The organism is Mesorhizobium sp. M3A.F.Ca.ET.080.04.2.1 (assembly GCF_003952525.1).
Lineage (GTDB): Bacteria > Pseudomonadota > Alphaproteobacteria > Rhizobiales > Rhizobiaceae > Mesorhizobium.
This window is the reverse complement of sequence record NZ_CP034451.1, coordinates 2726954-2750951: the sequence shown is the minus strand read 5'-3', so window position 1 is coordinate 2750951 and position 23998 is coordinate 2726954. Positions and strand designations below refer to the sequence as shown.

Below are 23998 nucleotides of genomic sequence, written 5' to 3'. Positions count from 1 at the left end.
TTTCCTGGAATTGCTTCGCCCACCGGCAATCTAGATCATTTGACGCCGGTGAAAACCGCAAGCGACGGCTTTTGTCGCCACGTATGCGGTTTTCCTAACAGAAAAGCCGGAACGAACCCGGCTTTTCTGAGGTTGCCTTCAATGACAAATTGTTTATTGAGCGGGCGCCGCCGGCTTTGCCGGCGCGGCTCCTTCTGCCGGCTTGGCGGCTTCCGCCGGCTTCGCGCCTTCGGCGGGCTTGGCTTCGGCCGAAGCACCCGGCTGCGGCAGCGGCTTCGGACTGTCCGACAGCGTGCGCAGATAGGCGATCACGTTGGCGCGGTCTTCATCCTTGGGCAGGCCGGCGAAGCCCATGGCCGTGCCCTTCACGAACTTCTTCGGCGCGTTGATGAAGTGGTTGAGATTATCGTAGGTCCACTTCTCGGCGCCGCCCTTCGAAAAATCCTTCATGCCGGCCGAATAGGCAAAGCCTTCATGCTCGGCGACAGGGCGGTCGACGATGTCCCACAGATCAGGGCCGACCTTGTTGGGGCCGCCCTTTTCGCCGGAGTGGCAGGCCTGGCACTTCTTGAAGACGGCCGCGCCCGCCTCGACATTGGCGGTGGCGAGCAGGTCTGCGATCGGCTTGGCTTCGGCGGCAGGTCCAGCGGCGCCGCCTTCGGTCGGCTCGGCCGCCTCGATGGCGAAGCCGGGCTTCTCGGGCGCCGGCGAGGCGAACAGCGCATCCGAGACGATGCCCACCGAAAACACGATGAAGACGGTACCGAGGAATCCGCCGAGCAGCTTGTTGACTTCGTTGGAATCCATACGCCCCTTGCTCCCTTTTCCGGCGGACCATCCCGTCCACTCCGTCCGTCGGTATCGCGAACGGCCTCGAAGGCCGGTTAAATCGCGCGGAAACTAGGTCTTTTGCTTCGGCGTTGCAACACCTATAAGGGCGCTTCCAGTGAGACCTTTTGCCACTTTCCATCCGCTTTCCCGGCCGCCTCGAAAGTCCCATGTCGACATTGATCCTGATCCCCGCCCGCATGGCCTCGACGCGCCTGCCGGGCAAGCCGCTGGCAGACATTGCCGGCGTGCCGATGATCGTGCATGTCGCGCGCCGCGGAACCGAAGCCGGGCTTGGCCGCGTCGTCGTGGCGACCGACAGCGACGCGGTTGCGGACGCCGTTCGCTCGCATGGCTTCGAAGCGGTCATGACACGGTCGGATCATGAATCGGGGTCCGACCGCATTTTCGAGGCGCTCACCGCGCTCGATCCGCATGACAAGGTCGAGACCATCGTTAATGTGCAGGGCGACCTCCCGACCATCGATCCCGAAATCATCGGCGCATCGCTGCGGCCTTTCGCCGACGCCGCTGTCGACATCGCCACGCTCGGCGTCGAGATCGTCCGCGACGAGGAGAAGACCAACCCGAACGTCGTCAAGATCGTCGGCTCGCCGCTGTCGGAGACCCGGCTCAAGGCGCTCTATTTCACGCGTGCCACAGCACCCTGGGGCGAGGGGCCCCTCTACCACCACATCGGCCTCTACGCCTATCGGCGCGCTGCACTCGAACGCTTCGTGGCGCTGACGCCGTCGCCGCTGGAGCGCCGGGAGCGGCTGGAGCAGTTGCGGGCGCTGGAAGCCGGCATGCGCATCGACGCCGAAATCGTCCGATCGCTGCCGCTCGGCGTCGATACGCCCGCCGATCTCGAGCGCGCAAGGCGAATTCTTTCAAACTGAGACCTCCGCAAGAGAGACTTTGGCGCATGCCCGAAAAGATCAACAGAATTTCCTTCCAGGGCGAACCAGGCGCCAACTCCGACACCGCCTGCCGCAACATGTTCCCGTCGATGCAGCCGTTGCCCTGTCCGACCTTCGAGGATGCCTTCAATGCGGTCGAGACCGGCAAGGCCGAACTCGCCATGATCCCGATTGAGAACACCATCGCCGGGCGCGTCGCCGACATCCACCATCTGCTTCCGGAATCCAGGCTGCATATCGTCGGCGAGTATTTTCTGCCGATCCACTTCCAGCTGATGGTGCTGCCCGGCGTCAGGCGCGAAGAGATCAAGACCGTGCACAGCCATATTCATGCGCTTGGCCAGTGCCGCAAATACATCCGCAAGAATGGCTGGAAGCCGGTGGTCGCCGGCGACACCGCCGGTTCGGCGAAGTTGATTTCCGAGCTCAAGGACCGGACCATGGCCTCGCTCGCGCCGGCGCTCGCCGCGGAACTCTATGGCCTGGACATACTCGAGAAGAATGTCGAGGACACCGACAGCAACGTCACCCGCTTCGTCGTGCTGACCAAGAACAAGCAATGGGCCGAACGCCCGTCGGCCGATGCCAAGATGATGACCACATTCATCTTCCGCGTCCGCAACGTGCCGGCCGCGCTTTACAAGGCCATGGGCGGCTTCGCCACCAACGGCATCAACATGACCAAGCTCGAGAGCTACCAACTCGGCGCCTTCACCGCGACGCTGTTCTATGCCGATATCGAGGGCCATCCCGACGATCCGCTGGTCAAGCTGGCGCTCGACGAACTGCGCTTCTTCTCGCGCGAGATGCGGATCCTCGGCGTCTATCCGGCAAGCGCGTCGCGCGAGCAGTGGAAGATCGCGGATTAGGCCGACGAGCTAAAACCCGAGCGGCACGTAATCGATCTCCATGAACGCCTCGACCTCCGGCATCCAGCGGTCGCGGACGAAGGCGACATGGTCGGGGTGCTCGTTGTATCGGGTGTAGGCGGCCTGGTCGGCGAACTCCATCGAGAAGCCGAAGCGATAGTCGTTCTTGGGGCTGACCTGCCGCAACTGCTCGAAATGAGTGACGCCCTTGATCCCGGCGAGGATCTTCTTGGCGTCATGGAGGAAGCGCTTCTCCTCCAGAGAATGCGGCGCATGCTTCAGCGTGAACACGACGGTGTGACGGATCATTGCCCCTCTCCGGCTTTCATTGCGCGCTGTCGACCCAGGCGCGGATGAGGTGATGCGCGATCGCCCCTTTCGGCGGCGTGATCAGATTGTCGGGATGCGTTCGCTCCAGCATGGAGCGGACCTCCTCGCGCGCAAACCAGCGGCAGTCCTCCAACTCGTTGAGATCGGCCTGGATATCCTCGTTGAGCGGTTCGCCGAAACAGCCGATCATCAGCGAATAGGGGAACGGCCAGGGCTGGCTGGCATGGTAGACGACGCGGCCGAGCCGAATCCCGGCTTCTTCCAGCGTCTCGCGGCGCACCGCCGCCTCGATGGTCTCTCCCGGTTCGATGAAGCCGGCAAGCGCCGAATACATGCCCGGCGCGAAATGGCGTCCGCGCCCCAGCAGGCATTTCTCGCGCGTCACCGTCAGCATGATCGCCACCGGATCCGTGCGCGGAAAATGGTCGGTGCCGCAGGTCGGGCAGTGTCGCCTGTAGCCGCCCGCCCGCATTTCCGAAGGATTGCCGCATTTGCTGCAGAAGGCGTGGCTGGCATGCCAGGCAAGCAGCGCCGCCCCTTGCGCCAGCGCTCCGGCCGCGCCCTCGTCGATCAGTCCCTGCATATAGACGGAGCGGTAGTCGATCGCTTTGACCGTCTCGGGCAGACTCTCCGGCTCGATGCCGGCGGGCACGGCCAGCACCGGGCCGCTGTCGGAAATGCCGAGCAGCACGCCGCGCTCGAGCGAGGCCTCGTAGGGCTGACTTTCCGCCGCCCCAAACCAGGGATCGAATCTGCCGTCCTCCAGCTTGAGATAAAGCCGGCCGCCATGCATCAGCAGGAGCCGCGTCGATCGGTCGGCGAGCGCCTTTTCCACGGCGTCGTCGGCGCGGTTTTCCGATTGCCGGTCGATCTGATTGCCGGCAAAGCCGACGAACTGGCTCGGCTCGCGCAATGGCGCGTCAAACAGGCGAAAGCTCATGGGGACTCGAAAAATTGTTCGGAACGGTGTGAGGCGTCAGTCTATAGCGCTGCCTTGATGGTTTCGGCAAAGCGACGGATCTCGGAACTTTTGTAGGGCTCGCGTATGCCGTGCCCCCAAACGGGTCCGGGCCAGCCGGGATCGCCCTCGGACCGGGCGATGACGTGGACATGCAGCTGGCGCACGATGTTGCCGAGCGCCCCTGTGTTGATCTTGGTGCAGCCGGTCGTCTTCTTCAGCGCCTGCGCCACCATGTTGGTTTCGAAGATGAGCATGGTCTGGTCGAGCGGAGTCATCTCGTGAATCTCTTCTACGCCTGGGCGTTGCGGCACCAGAATGAGCCACGGCCAGCGCCGGTCGTTCATCAGCCTGAGTTCGCACAGGCCGAGCCACATCAGCTGCTCGCTGTCCGCTTCGAGCCGGGCATCCAGCGCAAATCCGGCCTTGAGGCCCGGCAGCATAGGCGTTTCCTTCGTTTTTTGTGAATGCTTCAAACCCTGAACGCTAGAGCGGCGGCAAGGTGGCTGCAAGTGATTCATTGGCCGCTGCTGCGGATTTGAAGGCTTTCCCGCCTATGGGGCCGGCGCGTCATTCACCTCTACCCTTGCATTTCGCCGCCGAATTGCCGATATGGAGCGCGGGAGGTTGGTGGTGGACGATCCACTCGCCAACCGGGTCAGGTCCGGAAGGAAGCAGCCCTAACGAGCCCGGAACGGGTCATTGTTCCAGCCTCCCGCCTCTTCGCCTTGCTCCCGCGACATTGACGGCGCCAAGCCGTGCGGGCGAGACTGTGCGCAGGAATCGGCCGCCTTCCGTCGCGGTCCTTGGAGCTTTTGACGGCGAATGAGCGAAGCCGGAAATGTGGGGGCTGAAAGTCTGGAGACAGGCAAGGCCGGCGCCTATCGCGTGCTGGCCCGCAAATATCGTCCCTCCAATTTTTCCGAGCTGATCGGCCAGGAGCCGATGGTCCGCACGCTGACCAATGCCTTCGCCACAGGCCGCATCGCCCAGGCCTGGATGCTGACCGGCGTACGCGGGGTCGGCAAGACGACGACGGCGCGCATCCTGGCGCGGGCGCTCAACTACAAGACCGCGACCGTCGACCAGCCCTCTGTCGACCTCTCAATCCCTGGCGAGCATTGCCAGGCGATCATGGAGGGCCGCCATGTCGACGTGATCGAAATGGACGCCGCCTCGCATACCGGCATCGACGACATCAGGGACATCATCGACCGCGTGCGCTACGCGCCGGTGTCGGCCCGCTACAAGGTCTATATCATCGACGAAGTGCACATGCTCTCCACCCAAGCCTTCAACGGCCTGTTGAAGACGCTGGAAGAGCCGCCGCCGCACGTCAAATTCATCTTCGCCACCACCGAGATCCGCAAGGTGCCGATCACCGTGCTGTCGCGCTGCCAGCGCTTCGATCTTCGACGCATCGATGCCGGCGCGCTGGTCGCCCATCTTGCGGCGATCGCCGCCAAGGAAGGCATCTCGGTCGACGACGAGGCGCTGGCGATGATCGCCCGCGCCGCCGAGGGCTCGGCGCGCGATTCGCTCTCCATCCTCGACCAGGCGATCGCCCATGGCAGCGGCGCGGTGAGCGCAGAGGCCGTGCGCGCCATGCTGGGGCTCGCCGACCGCGCCCGCATCATCGACCTGTTCGAGCATGTCATGAAGGGCGATGTCGCGGCGGCATTGGCCGAATTCCGGGCGCAATATGATACGGGCGCCGATCCGGCCGCCGTGCTCACCGATCTTGCCGAATTCAACCATCTCGTCACCCGGCTGCGTTTCGTCCCGTCCGCGGCCGACGATGCTTCGCTTTCCGAGGACGAGCGCCGGCGCGGCGCCGAATTCGCCAGCGCGCTGTCGGTGCGCGTCCTGTCGCGCACCTGGCAGATGCTGCTCAAGGGCATTCCCGAGGTGCAGTCCTCGAACCGTCCTGTCAGTGCCGGCGAGATGGTGCTGATCCGCCTGGCGCATGCCGCCGACCTGCCGACGCTCGACGAGGCATTGAAATCGCTGGAGGATGCCGCACCCGTTGCCAGTGGGGCGCCGCGCGCCAACGGGGCGCCGGCCAGCGCAGCCGTGCCAGGCCCCGGCAATGGCGGCGGCGCAAGCGCGGTGGCACAGGCGCGGATGCCGGCCTCCAACGGTGGTGCGCAGACGATGCGGCTGGTCGAGGCACAGCCCGTGCCGGCGGCCTTCGTTCCGGCACCCGAGCCGGTCGTCGAGACGCCCGCCGTTCCGGTGAAGTCGCTGGCCGATATCGCAGCCCTCGCCGACGCCAATCGCGACATCGCCTTCAAAGTGCTCTTGAAGCGCTGCGTGCGGCTGGTCCGCATCGAGCCCGGCCGCATCGACGTCAGCCTGACCGACGACGCGCCGAAGATGCTGCTCAACGATCTGACGTCCAAGCTGCGCGCCTGGACCGGTCGCAACTGGCTGGTCTCGCTTTCGAAGGACGAGGGCGGCCAGACCCTGGCCGAAATGGAGACGACGAAGCGCGAGAACGCCTTCTCGGATGCCAGGAGCGACCCGACTGTCGCCGCGATCCTCGCCCGCTTCCCCGGCGCGAAGATCATCGATGTGCGCATTCCCGATACACCGGAAGCCGAGACGGCCGATGCAGATCTGCCCGTTGAGCCGGCTTCCGACGACGAAGACAGCTGAAGCAAAAGGATCATAGGGATGAAGGATCTTCTCGGCCTGATGGGCAAAGCGAAGGAAATGCAGGCCAAGTTCCAGGCCATGCAGGACGAGATCGCGACTCTCGAGGCAACCGGCCAGGCGGGCGGCGGCCTGGTCAGCGTGACGCTGACCGGCAAGTTCGAAATGAAGGCGCTGAAGATCGATCCGTCACTGCTTAAGGCCGATGAGGCCGAGATCCTGGAAGACCTTCTGCTCGCCGCGCACAATGATGCCAAAAATAAGGTCGAGCAGGTCATGCAGGAGAAGACCAAGGCGTTGACCGCCGGTCTGCCTATACCGCCCGGAATGAAATTGCCGTTCTGAGACGTCTGCCGTCAGTTAATTGATTGTGAACGGAAATCGAGCCCCGCCGGCAGTATTAACTATTTGCCGGCGTTGCTCACGGGCTCATTTCCGGACATTCATAAAGTTTTACCCAAGTCCAGATATTGCTAACGATCTAGCCATCTTTTTGCCTGAAAGAGTCTCATTCTTGCCACATCTCGGGGCGGGCTGGCATCTGGAAATGAGGCTTTTTTGTTGATCGCGACGCGATGGAAGACGCCGCTGCTTATCGGCATCGTCACTTCCCCCTTGTTTCTGGCCGGCTGCAGCCAGACCACCTCACATGGCATGTCGGTGGCGAGCCTGGCCGACGCCGTCACGCCGAGCTTTCTGAGCTCGCGTTCCTACACGATGAAGGACAAAGAGTGCCTGCAAAGGGCGATGTTCTTCGAGTCCAACCGGTCGAGCCGCGACGGCATGATCGCCGTCGGAACGGTGGTGATGAACAGGCTGCGTTCGGGCCAGCATGGCAGCACGATCTGCGAGGTGGTCGGCGAGAAGGGCCAGTTCGCCCCCGGCGTGCTGACGCGGCCGATGAACTCGAGGGCGCTGCCCGACGTCGAGGAGGCGGCCGAGGCGGTGCTCAAGGGCGAGCGCAAGGCCAAGCTCAAGAACACGATGTTCTTCCATACCGCCGGCCTGCGTTTCCCATATAACAACATGCACTACACGATGGTCGCCGGCGGCAATGCCTTCTATGAGAAGCGCGGCCGCAACTGGCGGCCGTTGCCGGACGAACCGACGGTCGCCCTGGCCGCGGCCGCACCGCAGAAAACCGCGCCTGCCGCGCCGGTGCTGGTTGCTTCCGCCGAGCCGGTGGTCAAGACGATCGTGCATCCGGATCCGGCCAAGCAGGCCGGCATGAATTCGGCTGCCGCGCCGGCCGAGACCTATGTGACCGCGTCTATCGCGCCGGCGCAGAAGTCCGGCCGCGTCACGGCGAAGCAGACGGTGGTGGCCATGCAGGAGCCGATGGAGGAGCCGGACGCGTCCCGCTTCGGCGGCTCGTTGAAGGGCCGCTATATCACTTCGGTGCCGAGCGCTCCGCAGGAAGCGGCGATGGGCTTCCAGTCGACGCCTGAGAACACCGACGCGATCGGCGCGCTGATCGTCAGCCAGAGCCGGCCGCTCCAAACCTACTGAACGGTCCCGTCTTCGACGACCCGCCTCGGCAGCAAGGCGTCGGGCTTTTCGTTTTGACGCGATTGCGGGCGGAAAACCGCTTCGCACTTTTTCTGGAATTGCTCTAGACCAGAGCGATGTCGAAACGAATCGCCGGTCCGGAGATCGAACGCCTGATCCAGCTTCTGGCCAAGGTGCCGGGGCTCGGTCCGCGCTCGGCACGGCGCGCGGCCCTCCATCTCATCAAGAAGAAAGAGCAACTGCTCGCGCCGCTCGCGGCCGCCATGGGCGAGGCGGTCGACAAGGTGCGCATCTGCTCGACCTGCGGCAATGTCGATACGTCCGACCCCTGCATGATCTGCACCGATCCGCGCCGCGATGCCGGCACGTTGATCGTCGTGGAGGATGTCTCCGACCTCTGGGCGCTGGAGCGCGCGGCGGCCATGAACGTGCGCTATCACGTGCTCGGCGGCACGCTGTCGCCGCTCGACGGCATCGGCCCCGACCAGCTCAACATCCGCTCCCTGGTCGACCGCATCGCCGGCGGCGAGGTGAAGGAAGTCATCCTCGCCGTCAACGCCACCGTCGAGGGTCAGACCACGGCGCATTACCTGACCGACCAACTGTCGGGCTTCGCGGTCAAGGTGACCAGGCTCGCGCATGGCGTTCCGGTCGGCGGCGAGCTCGACTATCTCGACGAAGGCACGCTCGCCGCGGCGCTGCGTTCGAGGACGGTGTTTTGAGGGATTGGGGGGTAGTCTGGCAATGACAGCATTCCTTCGCGCCCCCCTCTGTCCTGCCGGACATCTCCCCCACGAGGGGGGAGATTGGCAGTTTCGCCCTCGGCGCTCTTCCTGCAGCGCTGGCGATTGGCGAAAGCCGACGCGACCGTCAATCTCCCCCCAAGTGGGGGAGATGTCCGGCAGGACAGAGGGGGGCGCGACAGAACGCGGCTTTTCCAGGTTCAGCGTTGTGCTTCTTCTGCTCGCACTACTCAGTGTCTTCCTCCCCACCCCCTCCCTCGCCGCCCCCATCGACGACCAGTTCCGCTCCTGGCTGCAGACAGACCTTTGGCCCGAGGCCAAAACCAAAGGCATCTCCAAGAAGACCTTCGACGCTGCCTTTCTAGGGGTGAAACCGAACCTGAAACTGCCGGACCTCGTCATGCCCGGCGAGCAGCCGACGACGCCGCAGAAGCAGCACCAGGCCGAGTTCGGCCCGCCCGGCAACTATTTCGCCGAAAGGACCGTTCGCGCCGTCACCGCCGGTGGTCGGACGCGCGAGGGCGCGAATGCGCGAGTGCTGGGGCTGATCGAGAAGCGCTATGGCGTGCCGGGTGAGGTCGTGCTGGCGATCTGGGGCCGGGAGAGCGGTTTTGGCGCCGCCAAGATGCCCTACGACGCCTTCGAGGTGCTGGGCACAAAAGCGTTCATGTCGACCAAGAAGGATTTCTTCCGCACCGAGGTGCTGGCTGCGCTCGAGATCGTCGAGCGCGGGCTCGCTCCGGTCAACGCCATGAAGTCGTCCTGGGCCGGTGCGCTTGGCCAGCCGCAATTCATGCCGACTTCGTTCCTCAAGCACGCCGTCGACTTCGACGGCGATGGCCGCCCCGACATCTGGAACTCGACGCCGGACATTCTCGCCTCGATTGCCAACTACCTCGTCCATTATGGCTGGGTCCGGGGCCGTGGCTGGGGCTTCGAGGTCACGGTGCCGGCGAAAGTCTCCTGCTCGCTCGAAGGCCCCGATCAGGGCAAGAAGATTGCCGACTGGGCGGCGATGGGCATTGCGCGCGTCGGCGGCAGGGCGTTCCCGGCGAGCGAGCTGAAGGCCGAGGGCTTCCTGCTCATGCCCGCCGGCCGCAACGGTCCAGCCTTCATCGTCACGCCGAATTTCTACGTGCTGAAGGAATACAACACCAGCGACCTCTACGCGCTGTTCATCGGCCATGCCGCCGATCGCATCGCCAAGGGCGACGCCACTTTCGCCGGCGCCTGGGGCGCGGTCGGCGATCTGCATCGTTCCGACATCGCCGCCTTGCAACGGGCGCTGGAGGCCAAAGGCTACGATGTCGGCAGTGCCGACGGCCTGCCCGGCTTCAAGACGCGCCGCTCGATCGGCGCATGGCAGGCGAAGAACGGCAGGGCCGCCACCTGCTTTCCCGACGCAGCGCTGGTTGCGCAACTGCAGTAGCGGCGACATCCCGGCGTCGCCTAGGGTGAGCAAATTCTTTCCGTTCGGCGGCTTTAAATAGCCGCGTAGAGTTGGACGCTTAGCTGTCCGTCCTGGTCCAATAAGCTGTCTTGCAGATAGGCGCTGCTGGTTCGAGCACCGCCGAATAGGGTGTTGACCAACTGGACAAAAAACACGACGCTACGTGGTCCAAGCCGCTGTCGGCTTCGAGAAGAATAATGCAATTCTGAGCCGGGAACTCAGCTCAACAAAACAGGGAACGATCACCATGATGCTGGAAAAGTTTGCTTTCCGTGGCTTGCTTGCTGGCGCGGCGATGGCTGCGCTGCTCACGGCGCCTGCTTTCGCCGTCACGCCCGCCGACACGCTGGTCGAAGGTTTCGCGTTCGACGACATCATCACCATGGATCCGGGCGAGGCGTTCGAGCTATCGACCGCAGAGGTCACCGGCAACACCTATGATCTGCTGGTCCGGCTCGACCTCAGCGATACCTCCAAGGTCAAGGGCGACCTTGCGGAGAGCTGGACCGTTTCCGACGACGGCCTGACCTATACCTTCAAGCTCAAACCCGGCATGAAGTTCGCCTCCGGCAACCCGATCACAGCAGCGGATGTCGCCTATTCCTTCGAGCGCGCCATCAAGCTGGACAAGAGCCCGGCATTCATCATCAACCAGTTCGGCATCAGCGGCGACAACGTCACCGAAAAGGCCAAGGCGGTCGACGACACCACCTTCCAGTTCGTCGTCGACAAGGCCTATGCGCCGAGCTTCGTGCTCAACTGCCTGTCGGCCACCGTCGCCTCAGTCGTCGACAGCAAGCTGGTCAAGGAACATGTCGCTGCCGTCACACCGAGCGCCGACTACAAATGGGACAATGACTTCGGCAATGCCTGGCTGAAGACCGGCTATGCCGGCTCCGGCCAGTTCAAGCTGCGTGAGTGGCGCGCCAATGAGGCCGTCGTGCTGGAACGCAACGACAATTACAATGGCGAGAAGGCCAAGCTCGCCCGCGTCATCTACCGCTACATGAAGGAAAGCTCGGCGCAGCGTCTGGCGCTGGAGGCCGGCGATATCGATGTCGCCCGCAACCTCGAGCCGAACGACCTCGACGCCGTCGCCAAGAACGCCGATCTGACGACGACGAGCGCGCCCAAGGGCACGGTCTATTATATCAGCCTCAACCAGAAGAACCCGAATCTCGCTAAGCCCGAGGTTCGACAGGCATTCAAGTATCTGGTCGACTATGATGCCCTGAGCTCGACCATCCTCAAGGGCATCGGCGAGATCCACCAGTCGTTCCTGCCCAAGGGCGACCTCGGCGCCGTCGACGACAATCCCTTCAAGCTGGATGTCGCCAAGGCCAAGGAACTGCTCGCCAAGGCCGGCCTGCCGGACGGCTTCAGCGTGACCATGGACGTGCGCAGCAAACAGCCCGAGACAGGCATGGCGGAATCGATCCAGCAGACGTTGGGACAGGCCGGCATCAAACTGGAGATCATCCCGGGCGACGGCAAGCAGACGCTGACCAAGTACCGCGCCCGCAACCATGACATCTATATCGGCCAGTGGGGCCAGGACTATTTCGATCCGAACTCGAACGCGCAGACCTTCGCCTCGAACCCGGACAATTCCGACGGCGCCAAGATCAAGACGCTCGCCTGGCGCAATGCCTGGGATATTCCGGACCTGACCAAGGAGACCGAAGCAGCGCTGCTGGAGAAGGACTCGGGCAAGCGTGCAGACATGTACAAGGACCTGCAGCAGAAGATCCTCGACACCAGCCCCTTCGTCATCATCCATCAGCAGCTGGAAGTGGCTGGACTGCGCAAAAGCCTCAAAGGCTTTGCGCTCGGCCCGAGCTTCGACACCAACTTCGTCGGCGCGGTTTCGAAGGAATAGTGTCAGCGGGCGCGCCACGTGAGCGTGGCTGAAACCCAGGCGACGGCCGGGCGCGGCAGCGCCCGCGGCGTCGCCATTCTATCGTCGCTCGGGAGTTTCCTGGTGATCGCGGTAACGACCTATCTAGGTCTTCTCGCGGTCACGTTCTTCATTGGCCGCGTCATCCCGATCGATCCGGTGCTGGCCGTGCTCGGCGATAGGGCCCCGACGGCCGTTGTCGAGCGTACGCGTCGCGAGATGGGTCTCGACCTGCCGCTGATCGAGCAGTTCTATATCTACGTCAAAAGCGCCCTCAACGGCGATTTCGGTACCTCGGTCCTGACCACCAATCCGGTGATGTCGGACATCCGCCGCGTCTTTCCGGCGACGATCGAGCTCGCCACGCTGGGCACCATCATCGGCGCCGTCATCGGCGTGCCGCTCGGCGTGCTGGCAGCGGTCCGGCGCGGCAGCTTGGTCGATCAGATCGTGCGCATCATCGGCCTGATCGGTTATTCCGTGCCGATCTTCTGGCTTGGGCTTCTTGGCCTCGTCCTGTTCTACGCCAAGCTGCAATGGGTCGCGTTTCCGGCGCGGCTCGACGTCGTCTACGAGTACAGCTTTACGCCAGTCACCGGCTTCTATCTCCTCGATGCGGCGATGCAGGGCCAGTGGGACGTCTTCTACGACGCTTTCCGCCACATCATCCTGCCGGCCTCGCTGCTCGGCTATTTCGCGCTTGCCTATATCAGCCGCATGACGCGCTCCTTCATGCTGAACGAGCTGGCGCAGGAATACATCGTCGCCGCGCGCGCCAAGGGCCTGTCCGAAACGCGCGTCATCTGGGCTCATGCCCTGCGCAATGCCGCGGTGCCGATGGTGACGGTAATAGCGCTGTCCTATGCGAGCCTGCTCGAAGGCTCGGTGCTGACCGAGACCGTGTTCTCCTGGCCCGGGATCGGCCTCTATATCACCAATTCGCTGCAGAACGCCGACATGAACGCGGTGCTCGGCGGCACCATCATCATCGGTTCGGTCTTTATCGCCATCAACCTTCTGTCCGATCTGCTCTACCGACTGCTCGATCCAAGGACCAAGGCCGGATGAGCAGGGGTATCGCACTTTCGGGCTTGGCTGCGGCCAACCACCCCCACTCCGGCCCTTCGGGCCACCTCTCCCCCTGCCCGGGGGAGAGGAAAAGCTGGTCGCCCGCTTGGCGCCTTTCCTCTTCCCCGTCGACCGCTCCGTCGAACGGGGAAGAGGTGGTCTGCGAAGCAGACCGGAGTGGGGGTCGACAGCCTCAAGAGGCATCGTCATGACCGCCTCCGACGCCGCCCCCCTCTCCCGCCGCGAATGGCTGCTCAGCGAACGGCCGGCTTCGCGCGTTCAGGCAAGGCTCGGCCGCGCCTATGTGGCGTGGCGGCGCTTCTCAGCCAACCGGCTGGCTTTAGTCGGCCTGTTGATCATCATCGGGCTCTTGGTGGTTGCTGCCTTTGCCGATGTGCTGGCGCCCTATTCGCCGACCGTCGGCGATCTCAAGAATGCCCGCCTGCTTCCGCCCGGCGCCGTGCACTGGTTCGGCACCGACGATCTTGGCCGCGATATCTATTCGCGCATCATCTATGGTTCGCGCTGGACGCTCTATGTCGTGATCCTCGTCGCAGTCATCGCCGCGCCCATCGGCCTGCTCGTAGGCACCGTGGCCGGCTATGCCAGCGGCTGGATCGATGCGATTCTGATGCGCATCACCGACATCTTCCTCGCCTTTCCGAAGCTGGTGCTGGCGCTTGCCTTCGTCGCGGCCCTCGGTCCGGGCATCGAGAACGCGGTGCTGGCGATCGCCATCACCTCCTGGCCGCCCTACGCGCGCATCGCGCGCGCCGAGACGCTGACGGTGCGCAACTCCGACTACATCAAGGCGGTGCAGCTGATGGGCGCCTCGCCCTTCCGCATCGTGCTGCGCCACATCATGCCGCTGTGCATCTCATCGTTGATCATCCGGGTGACGCTCGACATGGCCGGTATCATTCTGACCGCCGCCGGCCTCGGCTTCCTCGGCCTCGGGGCGCAGCCGCCGCTGCCCGAATGGGGCGCGATGATCGCGTCGGGCCGTCGCTTCATCCTTGACCAGTGGTGGGTGGCCGCCGCGCCGGGAGCCGCGATCCTCGTGGTCAGCCTGGGCTTCAACCTGCTCGGCGACGGCCTGCGCGACGCGCTCGATCCCCGGAGCGGCGACCAATGAGCGGTGACAAGAACACGCTTCTCGAAGTCGACGACCTGCGCGTCACCTTTCCGACCCGCACCGGCGTCGTGCAGGCGGTCCGCGGCGTCACCTTCTCGCTAGGCCGCGAACGTCTGGGCATCGTCGGCGAGAGCGGCTCCGGCAAGTCGCAGACCGGCCGCGCCACCATGGGGCTGACCCCGCCCCAGGCTGAGGTGTCGGCCAAGAGGCTCAGCTTCGACGGCATCGATCTGCTTTCGGCATCGGTCAGCCAGCGACGGGCGCTGCGGGGCAATCGCATCGCCATGATCCTGCAGGATCCGAAATATTCGCTCGATCCGGTGATGACCATCGGCCGTCAGATCGTCGAGACGCTGCGCACGCATGAGAAGGTGTCCAGGGCCGAGGCGCGCGAGCGCGCGTTGGCGATGTTGCGGGCGGTGCAGATCCGCGACCCGGCCCGCGTCTTCGACCTGCACCCGCATGAGGTCTCGGGCGGCATGGGCCAGCGCGCCATGATCGCCATGATGCTGATCGCCGGGCCGGAACTGATGATCGCCGACGAGCCGACCTCGGCGCTCGACGTAACCGTTCAGCTCGATGTCCTGAACATTCTCGACCGGCTGGTCGCCGAGCGCGGCATGGGATTGATCTTCATCTCGCACGATTTGCGCCTGGTCTCCTCCTTCTGCGATCGCGTCGTCGTCATGTATGCCGGCAAGGTGGTCGAGCAGCTTAAGGCGTCCGAGCTGCGCGATGCGCAGCATCCCTATACGCGCGGCCTGCTCAACTGCATGCCGAGGATCGGCTTCGAACGCCATCCGCTGCCGGTCCTCGACCGCAAGCCGGAGTGGGCGGCGTGACGGCCGCTATTGTTATCGAGGCAGCGGAGGTGATCTTCGATCGCTTTCGTGCGCTGAAGGGCGTCAGCCTCGAAGTGAGGGAAGGTGAATCCTACGGATTGGTCGGCGAGAGCGGTTCAGGCAAGTCGACGCTTCTCAAGGCCATTACCGGCCTGGCGCCCGTCTCGTCCGGGACCATCACCGTCAACGGCAAGACGCTCGGCAAAAGCCGCGACAAGGCATTTTATCGTGACGTGCAGATGGTCTTCCAGGATCCGTACGGCTCCCTGCATCCGCGCCAGACCGTCGACCGGCTGCTGCAGGAGCCTTTAGCCATTCATGGCGTTGCCGACGGCGAGAAGCGCATCGAGCGCGCGCTCGACGAGGTCGGTCTCGGCAAGGGCTTCCGCTTCCGCTACGCGCACCAGCTCTCCGGCGGTCAGCGCCAGCGCGTCGCCATCGCCCGGGCTCTGATCCTGGAGCCATCGATCCTGCTGCTCGACGAGCCGACCTCGGCGCTCGACGCCTCGGTGCAGGCGGAGGTGCTCAACCTGCTCGAAGAAGTGCGGCGGCGGCGCAAGCTCACCTTCCTGATGGTCAGCCACGACCTCGCCATCATCACCCATATGTGCGAGCGGCTGATGGTGATGCAGAACGGCGAGGCGGTCGAGACGCTGACCGCGAGCCAGCTGATCGGCCATCGCGTCAGCCAAGACTACACGCGCAACCTGCTCAGGGCTTCCGAGGGCTTTGTCCGGACGGCCTGAGCGGCCTTTTCCGCGGCGGCAGGAGGTTCGCAGGCCCAATCGACTGGGCTCTGGTGCTGACTTGAGCAAAACGTGAAATAAGCTCAGAACAGGTTCAGCGGCATCAACACGAACGGGCTTTGCACCCCCGATGAGGGACGATATGAAGAATTCGGCCATTTCCGAACGCAAGAACCAGTCGATCTCGCGCGGCGTCGGCATGACGACGCAGATCTATGCCGACCGGGCCGAGAATTCGGAAATCTGGGATGTCGAAGGCCGTCGCTACATCGACTTCTCCTCCGGCATCGCCGTGGTCAACACCGGTCACCGGCATCCGAAGGTGATCGAGGCCGTCAAGGCTCAGCTCGACCGCTTCACCCACACCTGCCACCAGGTCGTGCCCTACGAGAGCTATGTGCGATTGGCCGAACGTCTGAACGGCATTCTGCCGGGCAAGTTCGACAAGAAGACCATCTTCGTCACCACCGGCGCCGAAGCGGTCGAGAACGCGATCAAGATTGCCCGCAACGCCACCGGCCGCCAGGCGGTTATTGCCTTCTCCGGCGGTTTCCACGGCCGCACCTTCATGGGCATGGCGCTGACCGGCAAGGTCGTGCCCTACAAGGTCGGCTTCGGCGCCATGCCGGCCGATGTCTTCCATGCGCCGTTCCCGGTGGCGCTGCGTGGCGTCTCGGTCGCGGATTCGCTCGCCGCGCTCGACAAGCTGTTCAAGGCCGATGTCGATCCGGGCAGGGTCGCCGCCATCATCGTCGAGCCGGTGCAGGGAGAGGGCGGCTTCTACGAAGCGCCGCGCGACTTCATGGCGGCGTTGCGCAAGATCTGCGACCAGCACGGCATCCTGCTCGTTGCCGACGAGGTGCAGACCGGCTTTGCCCGCACCGGCAAGATGTTCGCCATGGAGCATCACGACGTCGCGCCCGATCTCACCACCATGGCCAAGAGCCTGGCCGGCGGCTTCCCGCTGGCGGCTGTGACCGGCCGCGCCGAGATCATGGATGCGCCGGGCCCGGGCGGGCTCGGCGGCACCTATGGCGGCAGCCCGATCGGCGTCGCCGCCGCCCATGCGGTGCTCGACGTCATCGAGGAGGAAAAGCTCTGCGACCGTGCCAACGCGCTGGGCAGCCGGCTGAAGCAGAGGTTGGTTTCCATCCGCGATGACGTGCCGGAGATCGTCGACATCCGCGGACCGGGCTTCATGAACGCGGTCGAGTTCAACGACGTCAAGAAAGGCCTGCCGTCGGCGGAATTCGCCAATGCGGTGAGGCTGAAGGCCCTCGACAAGGGCCTCATCCTGCTCACCTGCGGCGTCTACGGCAACGTCATCCGCTTCCTGTCGCCGATAACCATCCAGGACGGCGTCATGAACGAGGCGCTGGATATTCTGGAGAGCTCGATCCGCGAGGCGCGCGCGGCATAATCCCGAAAGCTGAGAACCGACTTTCGGAAAAGACCATGCTCTGCAGCAAGCCGGCTTAACCCGCCGCCCGTGCCGGTTCGTTCTGACTGAAAGCGGCAAGCGCTGCCTTCAGCGCGTCCGGCCCGCCCGCGACTGTCTGCGGCGTCGGCGAAAAACCGGCGCCGAGCATCTTGCGGCCGAGCATGTGATCCGCCGGACGGTTGACGGATTCGATGCCGAGCAGCCGGTTGCCCGCATAATGATAGATCGAGAACTTGTTCTCGGCTGGCTCGCCCAGCACCACGTGGCTGTCGCCGCCTTGCGTCAGTCCGACCATCTGCAGCTTCATGTCGCCGATATCCGACCAGAACCACGGCACGGCGGAATAGGGCTCGGCGTGTCCGAGGATGGTGCGCGCGGCAAGCCGCGCCTGGTCGGTGGCGTTCTGCACCGATTCCAGCCGCACGTCACCGCCGGTGAACCAGTGCCGGTAGGAGGCGGCGTCGCCGATGGCGAGGATTTCCGGGATCGAGCTCTGCATATGATGGTCGACGCGGATACCGTTGCCGATCGCGATGCCGGCGGCTTCCGCCAGCTCGACATTGGGCACCACGCCGATGCCGATGATGACCAGTTGCGCCGCCAGGCGCTCGCCGCTCGATGTGATCGCGGCCGAGACGCGTCCGCCTTCGCCTTCCAGACGGGCAACGGTCGTGCCGGTCAGCACGCGCACGCCCATCGCCTCAAGGCGCTGGCGCACATGCGCCGCGATCACCGGCGCCACCGCCCGGCCTAGCAGCCGGTCGAGGGCCTCGACGACAGTGACCTTGCGACCGGCGGCCCTGAGCGTCGCCGCGATTTCCAAACCGATGAAGCCGCCGCCGAGGATGACGACATCCTCGCTGTGCGCACTGAGTTCGCGGATCAGGCGCGCGTCGCCCAACGAGCGCAGCGAAACCACCCCGGCGAGTTCCGCGCCCTCGAGCTTGAGCAGACGCGGGCGGGAGCCGGTCGCAAGCACCAGCCGATCGAAGGGGAGCATCCCGCCGCCCGCCACGTCCAGCCTGCGCGCGCCGACATCGATCCTGTCGATCCGCAAGCCCGGCCGATAGTCGATGCTGCTGCCGGAATAGAAGGCTTCGCCGCGCAGAGGCTGCGGTTTTGCTTCGGCATCCTTGATGAAGGTCTTGGACAGCGGCGGCTTGTGATAGGGCAGTTCGTTTTCGTCGCCGATCAGGATGACCGGCCCGTCATAGCCTTCCTCGCGAAGGCTCGCGGCCGCCTGCACCCCGGCATGACCGGCACCGACAATCACAACCCCGTTCGTCATCGCAATCCTTTGCCTTCAAATCTAGGATTTTCCGGCAGGTGGCGATTGTCTGCCGCCGCCGCAAGTGCCTTGGTCCGGGTCGCACCCAGAATGGCTGCCTGTCAACCGCAAGGATTCCGCATCGGCAGGGCATAATGCGGCAGATAAAGTTGACAGTTCTAGTTTAGAATAATTCTAAACAGTTGTTTCAATTGATTTTTCTGTGGCGCGCCAGTTGACTTCCGGCGTCTTCGTCGGTTTATGGAGGCCCTGCGCCGCGGGCGCATCCCTTTGATGTCTGGGCCTTGAACCCTTTCGATTGGAGGCATTGGTGTCTTTCTTCCGCGAACCGCGCGTTGGCGCGGCTTATCTTTTGCCCGGCGGCATGCCCACGTTTCGGCACGGCTTGGCGCGCGCGCCTTTTACCGAATTCCCAAGGAACTGGAGAACGATAATGACAACCCGTAATGGCGGCCGCTTGGCTGCGATCTGCGCCACGGCCGCGCTGACGGCGGCGGTGTTCGTGCTGCCGGCCAAGGCTGAGACCGACGCCAAGGCCGTCATCAAGACCTATGCCGACATCGCGCTCGCCAAATACCAGGACTCGCTGACCACGGCGCAGGCGCTCGACAAGGCGGTCGACGCTTTGCTGGCCAAGCCTTCGACGGAGACGCTGAACGCGGCCCGCGAGGCCTGGAAGGCGGCGCGCGTCCCGTATCAGCAGACCGAGGTCTACCGCTTCGGCAACAAGATCGTCGACGACTGGGAAGGCAAGGTGAATTCCTGGCCCCTGGATGAAGGCTTGATCGACTATGTCGCCAAGAGCTACGGCACCGAGTCCGACACCAATTCGCTCTATACCGCCAATGTGATCGCCAATAAGGAGATCGAGATCAACGGCAAGAAAGTCGACGCCTCCAAGCTTTCGCCCGAGTTCCTGTCCGGTACGCTGCAGGAAGCCGGCGGCGTCGAGGCCAATGTCGCAACCGGCTACCATGCCATCGAATTCCTGCTCTGGGGCCAGGACCTGCACGGCACCGGCCCCGGCGCCGGCGAGCGGCCCTACACGGACTACGATCTCAAGAACTGCACCGGCGGCAATTGCGACCGCCGCGCCGAATATCTGAAGTCGGCGAGCGACCTGCTGGTGTCCGACCTGCAGGAGATGGTCGACGACTGGAAGGAAGACGGCGCCGCGCGCAAGAACCTCATCGACGGCGAGCCGAGCGCCGCCATCTCGGCGATCTTCACCGGCATGGGCTCGCTCTCCTACGGCGAACTCGCCGGCGAGCGCATGAAGCTTGGCCTTCTGCTGCATGATCCGGAAGAGGAGCACGATTGCTTTTCCGACAACACCTACAACTCGCACCTCTACGACGCGACCGGCATTCGCGCCGCCTATCATGCGAGCTACACCCGGCTCGATGGCACCGTCGTCTCGGGGCCTTCCGTGTCCGACATGGTGAAGGCAGCAGACCCGGCGATCGACCAGGAACTGTCCGGCAAGCTGGAGGTGACCGTCGCCAGAATGGAAGCGATCAAGGCCCGCGCCGTGGCCGGCGAGGCCTATGACCAGCAGATCGCCGAGGGCAACGTTGAAGGCAACGCCACCGTGCAGGCGGCAATCGACGCGCTGGTCGACCAGACCAAGTCCATCGAGCGCGCCGTCGGTTCCCTGAAGCTCAACGCGATCGCCTTCGAGGGCTCGGACAGCCTCGATGCTCCGGACAAGGTGTTCAAATAAGCCTGCGCCTATTCCCAGAAGGTGGAAGTCGGTTTTTGGACAAAATCATGATTGATTGAGAACCAGCCAACGGTGCCGGGCGGCGCCGTCAGCCAGGGCAAGTGAATGCTGATCTGTCATTGCAACATCATCACTGAAAAGGAGATCGAGCAGACGATCATCGCACTGCTTGATGAAGATCCCTGGCAGCTTATCGTGCCGGCGAAGGTCTATCACGCCATGCACAAGCGCGGCCGCTGTTGCGGCTGCTTCCCAAATGTGGTGGAAACGATCATTCGGGTCACCGAAAACTACCATGCCCGTTCGGAGGTGGGCGGCGTGGACATCGTTTCACATCTGGACCGCGTCAGAGGCTTGCGCGGCCAATTCGGGAGCAGAACCCATGAAAGGCGAACCGCAGGTCATCGAGCGGCTTAACGAAGCTCTGTTTCTGGAGCTTGGTGCCGTCAACCAATACTGGGTCCACTACCGCCTGCTCGAGGACTGGGGATACACCAAGCTGGCGAAGAAGGAACGGGCGGAATCGATAGAGGAGATGCACCACGCCGACCGGCTGGTGGCCCGCATCATTTTCCTCGAAGGGCATCCGAACCTTCAGTCCGTCGCGCCGTTGCGCATCGGGCAGAATGTGAAGGAAGTGCTCGAATCCGATCTTGCCGGCGAATATGACGCGCGCACGGCCTACAAGCGCTCGCGCGATATCTGCCAGGAGGCGGGCGACTACGTGTCGATGAAACTTTTCGAGGAACTGCTGGCCGACGAGGAAGGCCATATCGATTTCCTGGAGACGCAGCTCGACCTGCTCGCCTCGATCGGCGAGGAAAAATACGGCCAGCTCAACGCCGATTCGGCCAACGAGGCGGAGTAAGGACATGCGGGAATGCGGCGCCCCGTAGACGTCTTGCGCCGCGCGCGACAGGTGGAGAGCCGAAGCCTGCCGCTCCAGAAGACCCCGCGATACCAGATTTGTCGCGGGGCATCGCTTCTGCTGGCGCTATCTGCCTCGGCCATGGCCGGCGAGACTGGTAGCGCCGGCCTTGCCGCCAGCCGCACCGATTTGACGCCCAAGGATGAGGCGAGGGTCCTCGCCGTCACGCGGCCGACCACGGACTTTTCCAAGCCCGAGCCGTTCGAACTGATGCAGGGCGGCGCCGGCACTTCGCGCAAGGATCCCAGCCGCGACGCGTTCTCGCAACCGGCCGCCAACATCACCTTCGAGGAAGAAGGCAACTTCAAGCTCGGAAACGCCCTTTTCCGCAAGAACTGGGTGTCGTCGCCTTCGTCGACCCAGGCTTCGGACGGGCTTGGTCCGCTGTTCAATGAACGCGCCTGCCAGAATTGCCATCTGAAGGATGGCCGCGGTCGTCCGCCGGAAGGCGGCGCCGGCTCGACCTCGATCTTCCTGCGGCTCGCCCGCGATGCAGGCAGTGCCGAGGAGAAGGTGGCGCTTGCCGATCGCAAGGCGCTGAACTTTCCCGATCCGGTCTACGGTTCGCAGTTGCAGGAACTGGCAGTTCCCGGCCTGAAGGGCGAAGGCCGGATGCGTATCGACTATCAGGAAGAGAAGGTGGCGCTCGGCGACGGCAGCATGGTTTCCTTGCGCAAGCCGAGCTATTCCATCGACGGCCTCGGCTATGGGCCGCTCGATCCGGCCACGAGCTTGTCGCCGCGCCTGACGCCGCCGATGATCGGCCTCGGTCTCATCGAGCAGATCGCCCCCGTCGATATCCTCGCCCATGCCGATCCGGACGACCGCGACGGCGACGGAATCTCCGGCAGGCCGAACATCGTGCGCGACGAACTGAGCGGTGAATTGACGCTCGGCCGCTTCGGCTGGAAGGCGCAGAGCGCATCGATCCGCCAGCAGGCAGCCGACGCCTTTGCCGGAGACATCGGCATCTCGACGCCGGAATCGCCCAAACATTGGGGCGACTGCACCGCGGCCGAAAAGGTCTGCCTTGCCATGCCGAACGGCGTCCAGCAGCGCCTTGGCACGGCGGAAGCGCCGCCGCCGGTCATGGACCTCGTCACCTTCTATTCACAGAACCTTGCCGTGCCGGCCCGCCGCGACATCGACGCGCCGCAGGTGCTTGCCGGCAAGCAGCAGTTTTATGGCATGGGCTGCATTTCCTGCCACACGCCGAAATTCGTCACCTTGCGCGGCACGCCCAACAAGGCGCAGGCATTCCAACTGATCTGGCCCTATTCCGACTTTCTGCTGCACGACATGGGTCCGGGCCTGGCCGACGGGCAACGTGTGGGGGAAGCGACCGGCAACGAATGGCGCACGCCGCCGCTCTGGGGCATCGGCCTCACCGGAACGGTCAACGGCAACACGTTCTATTTGCACGACGGGCGCGCGCGCAGCCTCGCCGAGGCAATCCTGTGGCATGGGGGCGAGGGCCGCAAGGCTCGCGACCGCTTTGCGGCCGCCAGCGCCGCCGACCGCGATGCGCTGATCAAATTTCTGGAGTCGCTCTGATGTTGAACCGCCTGGCAGCCGCCCTTGCTCTTCCGTTCTTTCTGGCCGCCGCAATGCCGGCATCGGCGGCGGTGAAGGCCTCCGATGTGATAGGGCGTGCGATCGACGGTTTTGTCCGCCCGGCCTACGCCAGCCTGGACGATCATGCAGCCAGCCTGGCCAAGGCAATGCGCACGCTTTGCGAGGCACCGTCGCAGCAAAGTCTCGAGGCGGCGCGCGCCGATTTCTCGGCCACCGTCGAAGCCTGGTCGGTGGCCGAAATCATCGCCTTCGGGCCGATCAAGCAGAACAATCGACTGGAGCGCATGCTCTACTGGCCGGACCGCAAAGGCATCGGCCTGAAGCAGGTCCAGGCAGCCCTCGCCGCCAAGGATCCGGCAGCAGCCGATCCGCTGCAACTAGCGGGCAAGAGCGTGGCCATGCAGGGGCTCGGCGCGCTGGAATTCGTGCTCTTCGGCGATGGCGCCGATGCTCTTGCCGGCGCGGACGATCCCTATCGCTGCGCCTATGGCGCTGCTGTCGCCGACAACATCAAGACTATGGCCGGCGATGTCGCCGATGCCTGGAACAAGCCCGATGGCTTCGCCGCGCTGTGGGCCAATCCTGGGCCGCAAAACCCCGTCTATCGCGACGGCACCGAAGCCGTGACGGAACTCGTGGGCGTCTTCATCAACGAGCTGGAAATGATCCGCGACGTGCGGCTCAAGGGGTTCCTCGGCGCGAAGCCGGAGGCCGACAAGCCGAAGCAGGCGATCTACTGGCGTTCGCAGAACACCGCGAATTCGCTGGCCGGAAATCTGACCGGCATCGATCGACTCTTCCGGGCTTCAAAGCTCGGCGATGCGCTGCCGGCCGATGCCCGGTGGATGGGCGAATCCATTCACATCCAACTCGTCAACGGCGTGGCGACAGTGAAATCCGTCACCGGTCCGATCGACAAGGCGCTGGGCGACCCTGCGCAGCGTGACAAGCTCCAACACTTCGCGCTGATCACCTCCAGCCTCTCGACCCTGATCGGCACCAGGATGACCGCCGAGTTCGGCCTGACCGCCGGCTTTTCGTCGCTGGATGGGGACTGAACAATGATGTCGGGAGCGGTGTGGATTTCGCAGGA

23 protein-coding genes and 1 other RNA gene are annotated in these 23998 nt (G+C 64.1%); 19 read left to right on the top strand and 5 right to left on the bottom strand.

The genetic code is table 11. The annotated features are described in order from the left end of the window. Positions 1 to 153: 153 nt before the first annotated feature. Positions 154 to 807 carry a cytochrome c family protein gene (locus EJ074_RS13140; RefSeq protein WP_095806590.1) on the bottom strand — a complete coding sequence of 218 codons (654 nt, stop codon included), beginning with the start codon at positions 805 to 807 and terminating at the stop codon, positions 154 to 156. A gap of 191 nt (positions 808 to 998) precedes the next feature. On the opposite strand from EJ074_RS13140, the gene EJ074_RS13135 reads away from it, so the two are divergent. Continuing rightward, positions 999 to 1727 (top strand): 3-deoxy-manno-octulosonate cytidylyltransferase, encoded by a 729-nt coding sequence (locus EJ074_RS13135; RefSeq protein WP_095806589.1) that lies wholly within the window; start codon positions 999 to 1001, stop codon positions 1725 to 1727. A 26-nt stretch (positions 1728 to 1753) separates the two neighbouring features. Next, positions 1754 to 2617, top strand: coding sequence for a prephenate dehydratase (locus EJ074_RS13130; protein WP_129553507.1), 864 nt, complete (start codon positions 1754 to 1756; stop codon positions 2615 to 2617). 9 nt (positions 2618 to 2626) lie between these two features. Here EJ074_RS13130 and EJ074_RS13125 read toward each other — a convergent pair whose 3' ends face one another. Genes EJ074_RS13125 through EJ074_RS13115 form a run of 3 tightly spaced genes read right to left on the bottom strand, consistent with a single transcriptional unit; the run spans position 2627 to position 4348 of the window. After that, positions 2627 to 2926, bottom strand: coding sequence for a Dabb family protein (locus EJ074_RS13125; protein WP_095806587.1), 300 nt, complete (start codon positions 2924 to 2926; stop codon positions 2627 to 2629). Between the two features lie 16 nt (positions 2927 to 2942). Continuing rightward, positions 2943 to 3887 (bottom strand): NAD(+) diphosphatase, encoded by a 945-nt coding sequence (gene nudC, locus EJ074_RS13120; RefSeq protein WP_095806586.1) that lies wholly within the window; start codon positions 3885 to 3887, stop codon positions 2943 to 2945. Between the two features lie 41 nt (positions 3888 to 3928). Further along, positions 3929 to 4348 carry an HIT family protein gene (locus EJ074_RS13115; protein WP_095806585.1) on the bottom strand — a complete coding sequence of 140 codons (420 nt, stop codon included), beginning with the start codon at positions 4346 to 4348 and terminating at the stop codon, positions 3929 to 3931. Between the two features lie 179 nt (positions 4349 to 4527). Between EJ074_RS13115 and ffs the strand changes: the two genes are divergently transcribed. The 12 genes from ffs (at position 4528) to EJ074_RS13055 (ending at position 17370) form a co-directional block, all read left to right on the top strand. Continuing rightward, an RNA gene (gene ffs / locus EJ074_RS13110) (signal recognition particle sRNA small type) lies at positions 4528 to 4624 on the top strand. Between the two features lie 106 nt (positions 4625 to 4730). Continuing rightward, complete coding sequence (locus EJ074_RS13105) at positions 4731 to 6563, top strand: DNA polymerase III subunit gamma/tau (RefSeq protein ID WP_095806584.1); 1833 nt, start codon at positions 4731 to 4733, stop codon at positions 6561 to 6563. An 18-nt stretch (positions 6564 to 6581) separates the two neighbouring features. Beyond that, positions 6582 to 6905 (top strand): YbaB/EbfC family nucleoid-associated protein, encoded by a 324-nt coding sequence (locus tag EJ074_RS13100; RefSeq protein ID WP_095806583.1) that lies wholly within the window; start codon positions 6582 to 6584, stop codon positions 6903 to 6905. 216 nt (positions 6906 to 7121) lie between these two features. Beyond that, positions 7122 to 8069: a cell wall hydrolase gene (locus EJ074_RS13095; RefSeq protein WP_095806582.1), complete on the top strand. Its 948-nt coding sequence runs from the start codon at positions 7122 to 7124 to the stop codon at positions 8067 to 8069. A gap of 116 nt (positions 8070 to 8185) precedes the next feature. Beyond that, positions 8186 to 8791: a recombination mediator RecR gene (gene recR, locus EJ074_RS13090; protein WP_095806581.1), complete on the top strand. Its 606-nt coding sequence runs from the start codon at positions 8186 to 8188 to the stop codon at positions 8789 to 8791. 172 nt (positions 8792 to 8963) lie between these two features. Continuing rightward, on the top strand, positions 8964 to 10241 hold the full coding sequence (locus EJ074_RS13085; protein ID WP_095806580.1) for a lytic murein transglycosylase: 1278 nt from the start codon (positions 8964 to 8966) through the stop codon (positions 10239 to 10241). 271 nt (positions 10242 to 10512) lie between these two features. Continuing rightward, positions 10513 to 12141, top strand: coding sequence for an ABC transporter substrate-binding protein (locus tag EJ074_RS13080; protein ID WP_176478387.1), 1629 nt, complete (start codon positions 10513 to 10515; stop codon positions 12139 to 12141). A gap of 24 nt (positions 12142 to 12165) precedes the next feature. Continuing rightward, positions 12166 to 13227: an ABC transporter permease gene (locus tag EJ074_RS13075; protein WP_165350075.1), complete on the top strand. Its 1062-nt coding sequence runs from the start codon at positions 12166 to 12168 to the stop codon at positions 13225 to 13227. Positions 13228 to 13435: 208 nt separating this feature from the next. Then, on the top strand, positions 13436 to 14362 hold the full coding sequence (nikC, locus tag EJ074_RS13070) for a nickel transporter permease (RefSeq protein WP_095806577.1): 927 nt from the start codon (positions 13436 to 13438) through the stop codon (positions 14360 to 14362). After that, positions 14359 to 15204, top strand: a complete 846-nt coding sequence (locus EJ074_RS13065; RefSeq protein WP_129553506.1) for an ABC transporter ATP-binding protein — start codon at positions 14359 to 14361, stop codon at positions 15202 to 15204. Before nikC ends, EJ074_RS13065 begins: the two co-directional genes overlap by 4 nt. After that, entirely contained in the window at positions 15201 to 15950 is a 750-nt protein-coding gene (locus EJ074_RS13060; RefSeq protein WP_095806780.1) for an ABC transporter ATP-binding protein, read from the top strand. The genes EJ074_RS13065 and EJ074_RS13060 overlap by 4 nt, the downstream gene beginning before the upstream one ends. A 142-nt stretch (positions 15951 to 16092) precedes the next feature. Further along, the gene (locus tag EJ074_RS13055) at positions 16093 to 17370 is read left to right on the top strand and encodes a 4-aminobutyrate--2-oxoglutarate transaminase (protein ID WP_129553505.1); all 1278 of its coding nucleotides are present in this window, start codon (positions 16093 to 16095) and stop codon (positions 17368 to 17370) included. Positions 17371 to 17425: 55 nt separating this feature from the next. Here EJ074_RS13055 and EJ074_RS13050 read toward each other — a convergent pair whose 3' ends face one another. Further along, entirely contained in the window at positions 17426 to 18679 is a 1254-nt protein-coding gene (locus EJ074_RS13050; RefSeq protein WP_095806574.1) for an FAD-dependent oxidoreductase, read from the bottom strand. Positions 18680 to 19112: 433 nt separating this feature from the next. Between EJ074_RS13050 and EJ074_RS13045 the strand changes: the two genes are divergently transcribed. From EJ074_RS13045 to EJ074_RS13025, 5 genes are all read left to right on the top strand, one after another. Further along, the gene (locus tag EJ074_RS13045) at positions 19113 to 20402 is read left to right on the top strand and encodes an imelysin family protein (protein WP_129553504.1); all 1290 of its coding nucleotides are present in this window, start codon (positions 19113 to 19115) and stop codon (positions 20400 to 20402) included. A 105-nt stretch (positions 20403 to 20507) separates the two neighbouring features. After that, positions 20508 to 20819 (top strand): (2Fe-2S)-binding protein, encoded by a 312-nt coding sequence (locus EJ074_RS13040; RefSeq protein WP_095806572.1) that lies wholly within the window; start codon positions 20508 to 20510, stop codon positions 20817 to 20819. After that, positions 20785 to 21270, top strand: a complete 486-nt coding sequence (gene bfr, locus EJ074_RS13035; protein ID WP_095806571.1) for a bacterioferritin — start codon at positions 20785 to 20787, stop codon at positions 21268 to 21270. Before EJ074_RS13040 ends, bfr begins: the two co-directional genes overlap by 35 nt. A gap of 12 nt (positions 21271 to 21282) precedes the next feature. Further along, a complete protein-coding gene (locus tag EJ074_RS13030) occupies positions 21283 to 22884 on the top strand; it encodes a di-heme oxidoredictase family protein (RefSeq protein ID WP_095806570.1) in 1602 nt (533 codons plus the stop codon). Beyond that, positions 22884 to 23963 (top strand): imelysin family protein, encoded by a 1080-nt coding sequence (locus tag EJ074_RS13025; protein ID WP_095806569.1) that lies wholly within the window; start codon positions 22884 to 22886, stop codon positions 23961 to 23963. Before EJ074_RS13030 ends, EJ074_RS13025 begins: the two co-directional genes overlap by 1 nt. Positions 23964 to 23998: the final 35 nt, after the last annotated feature.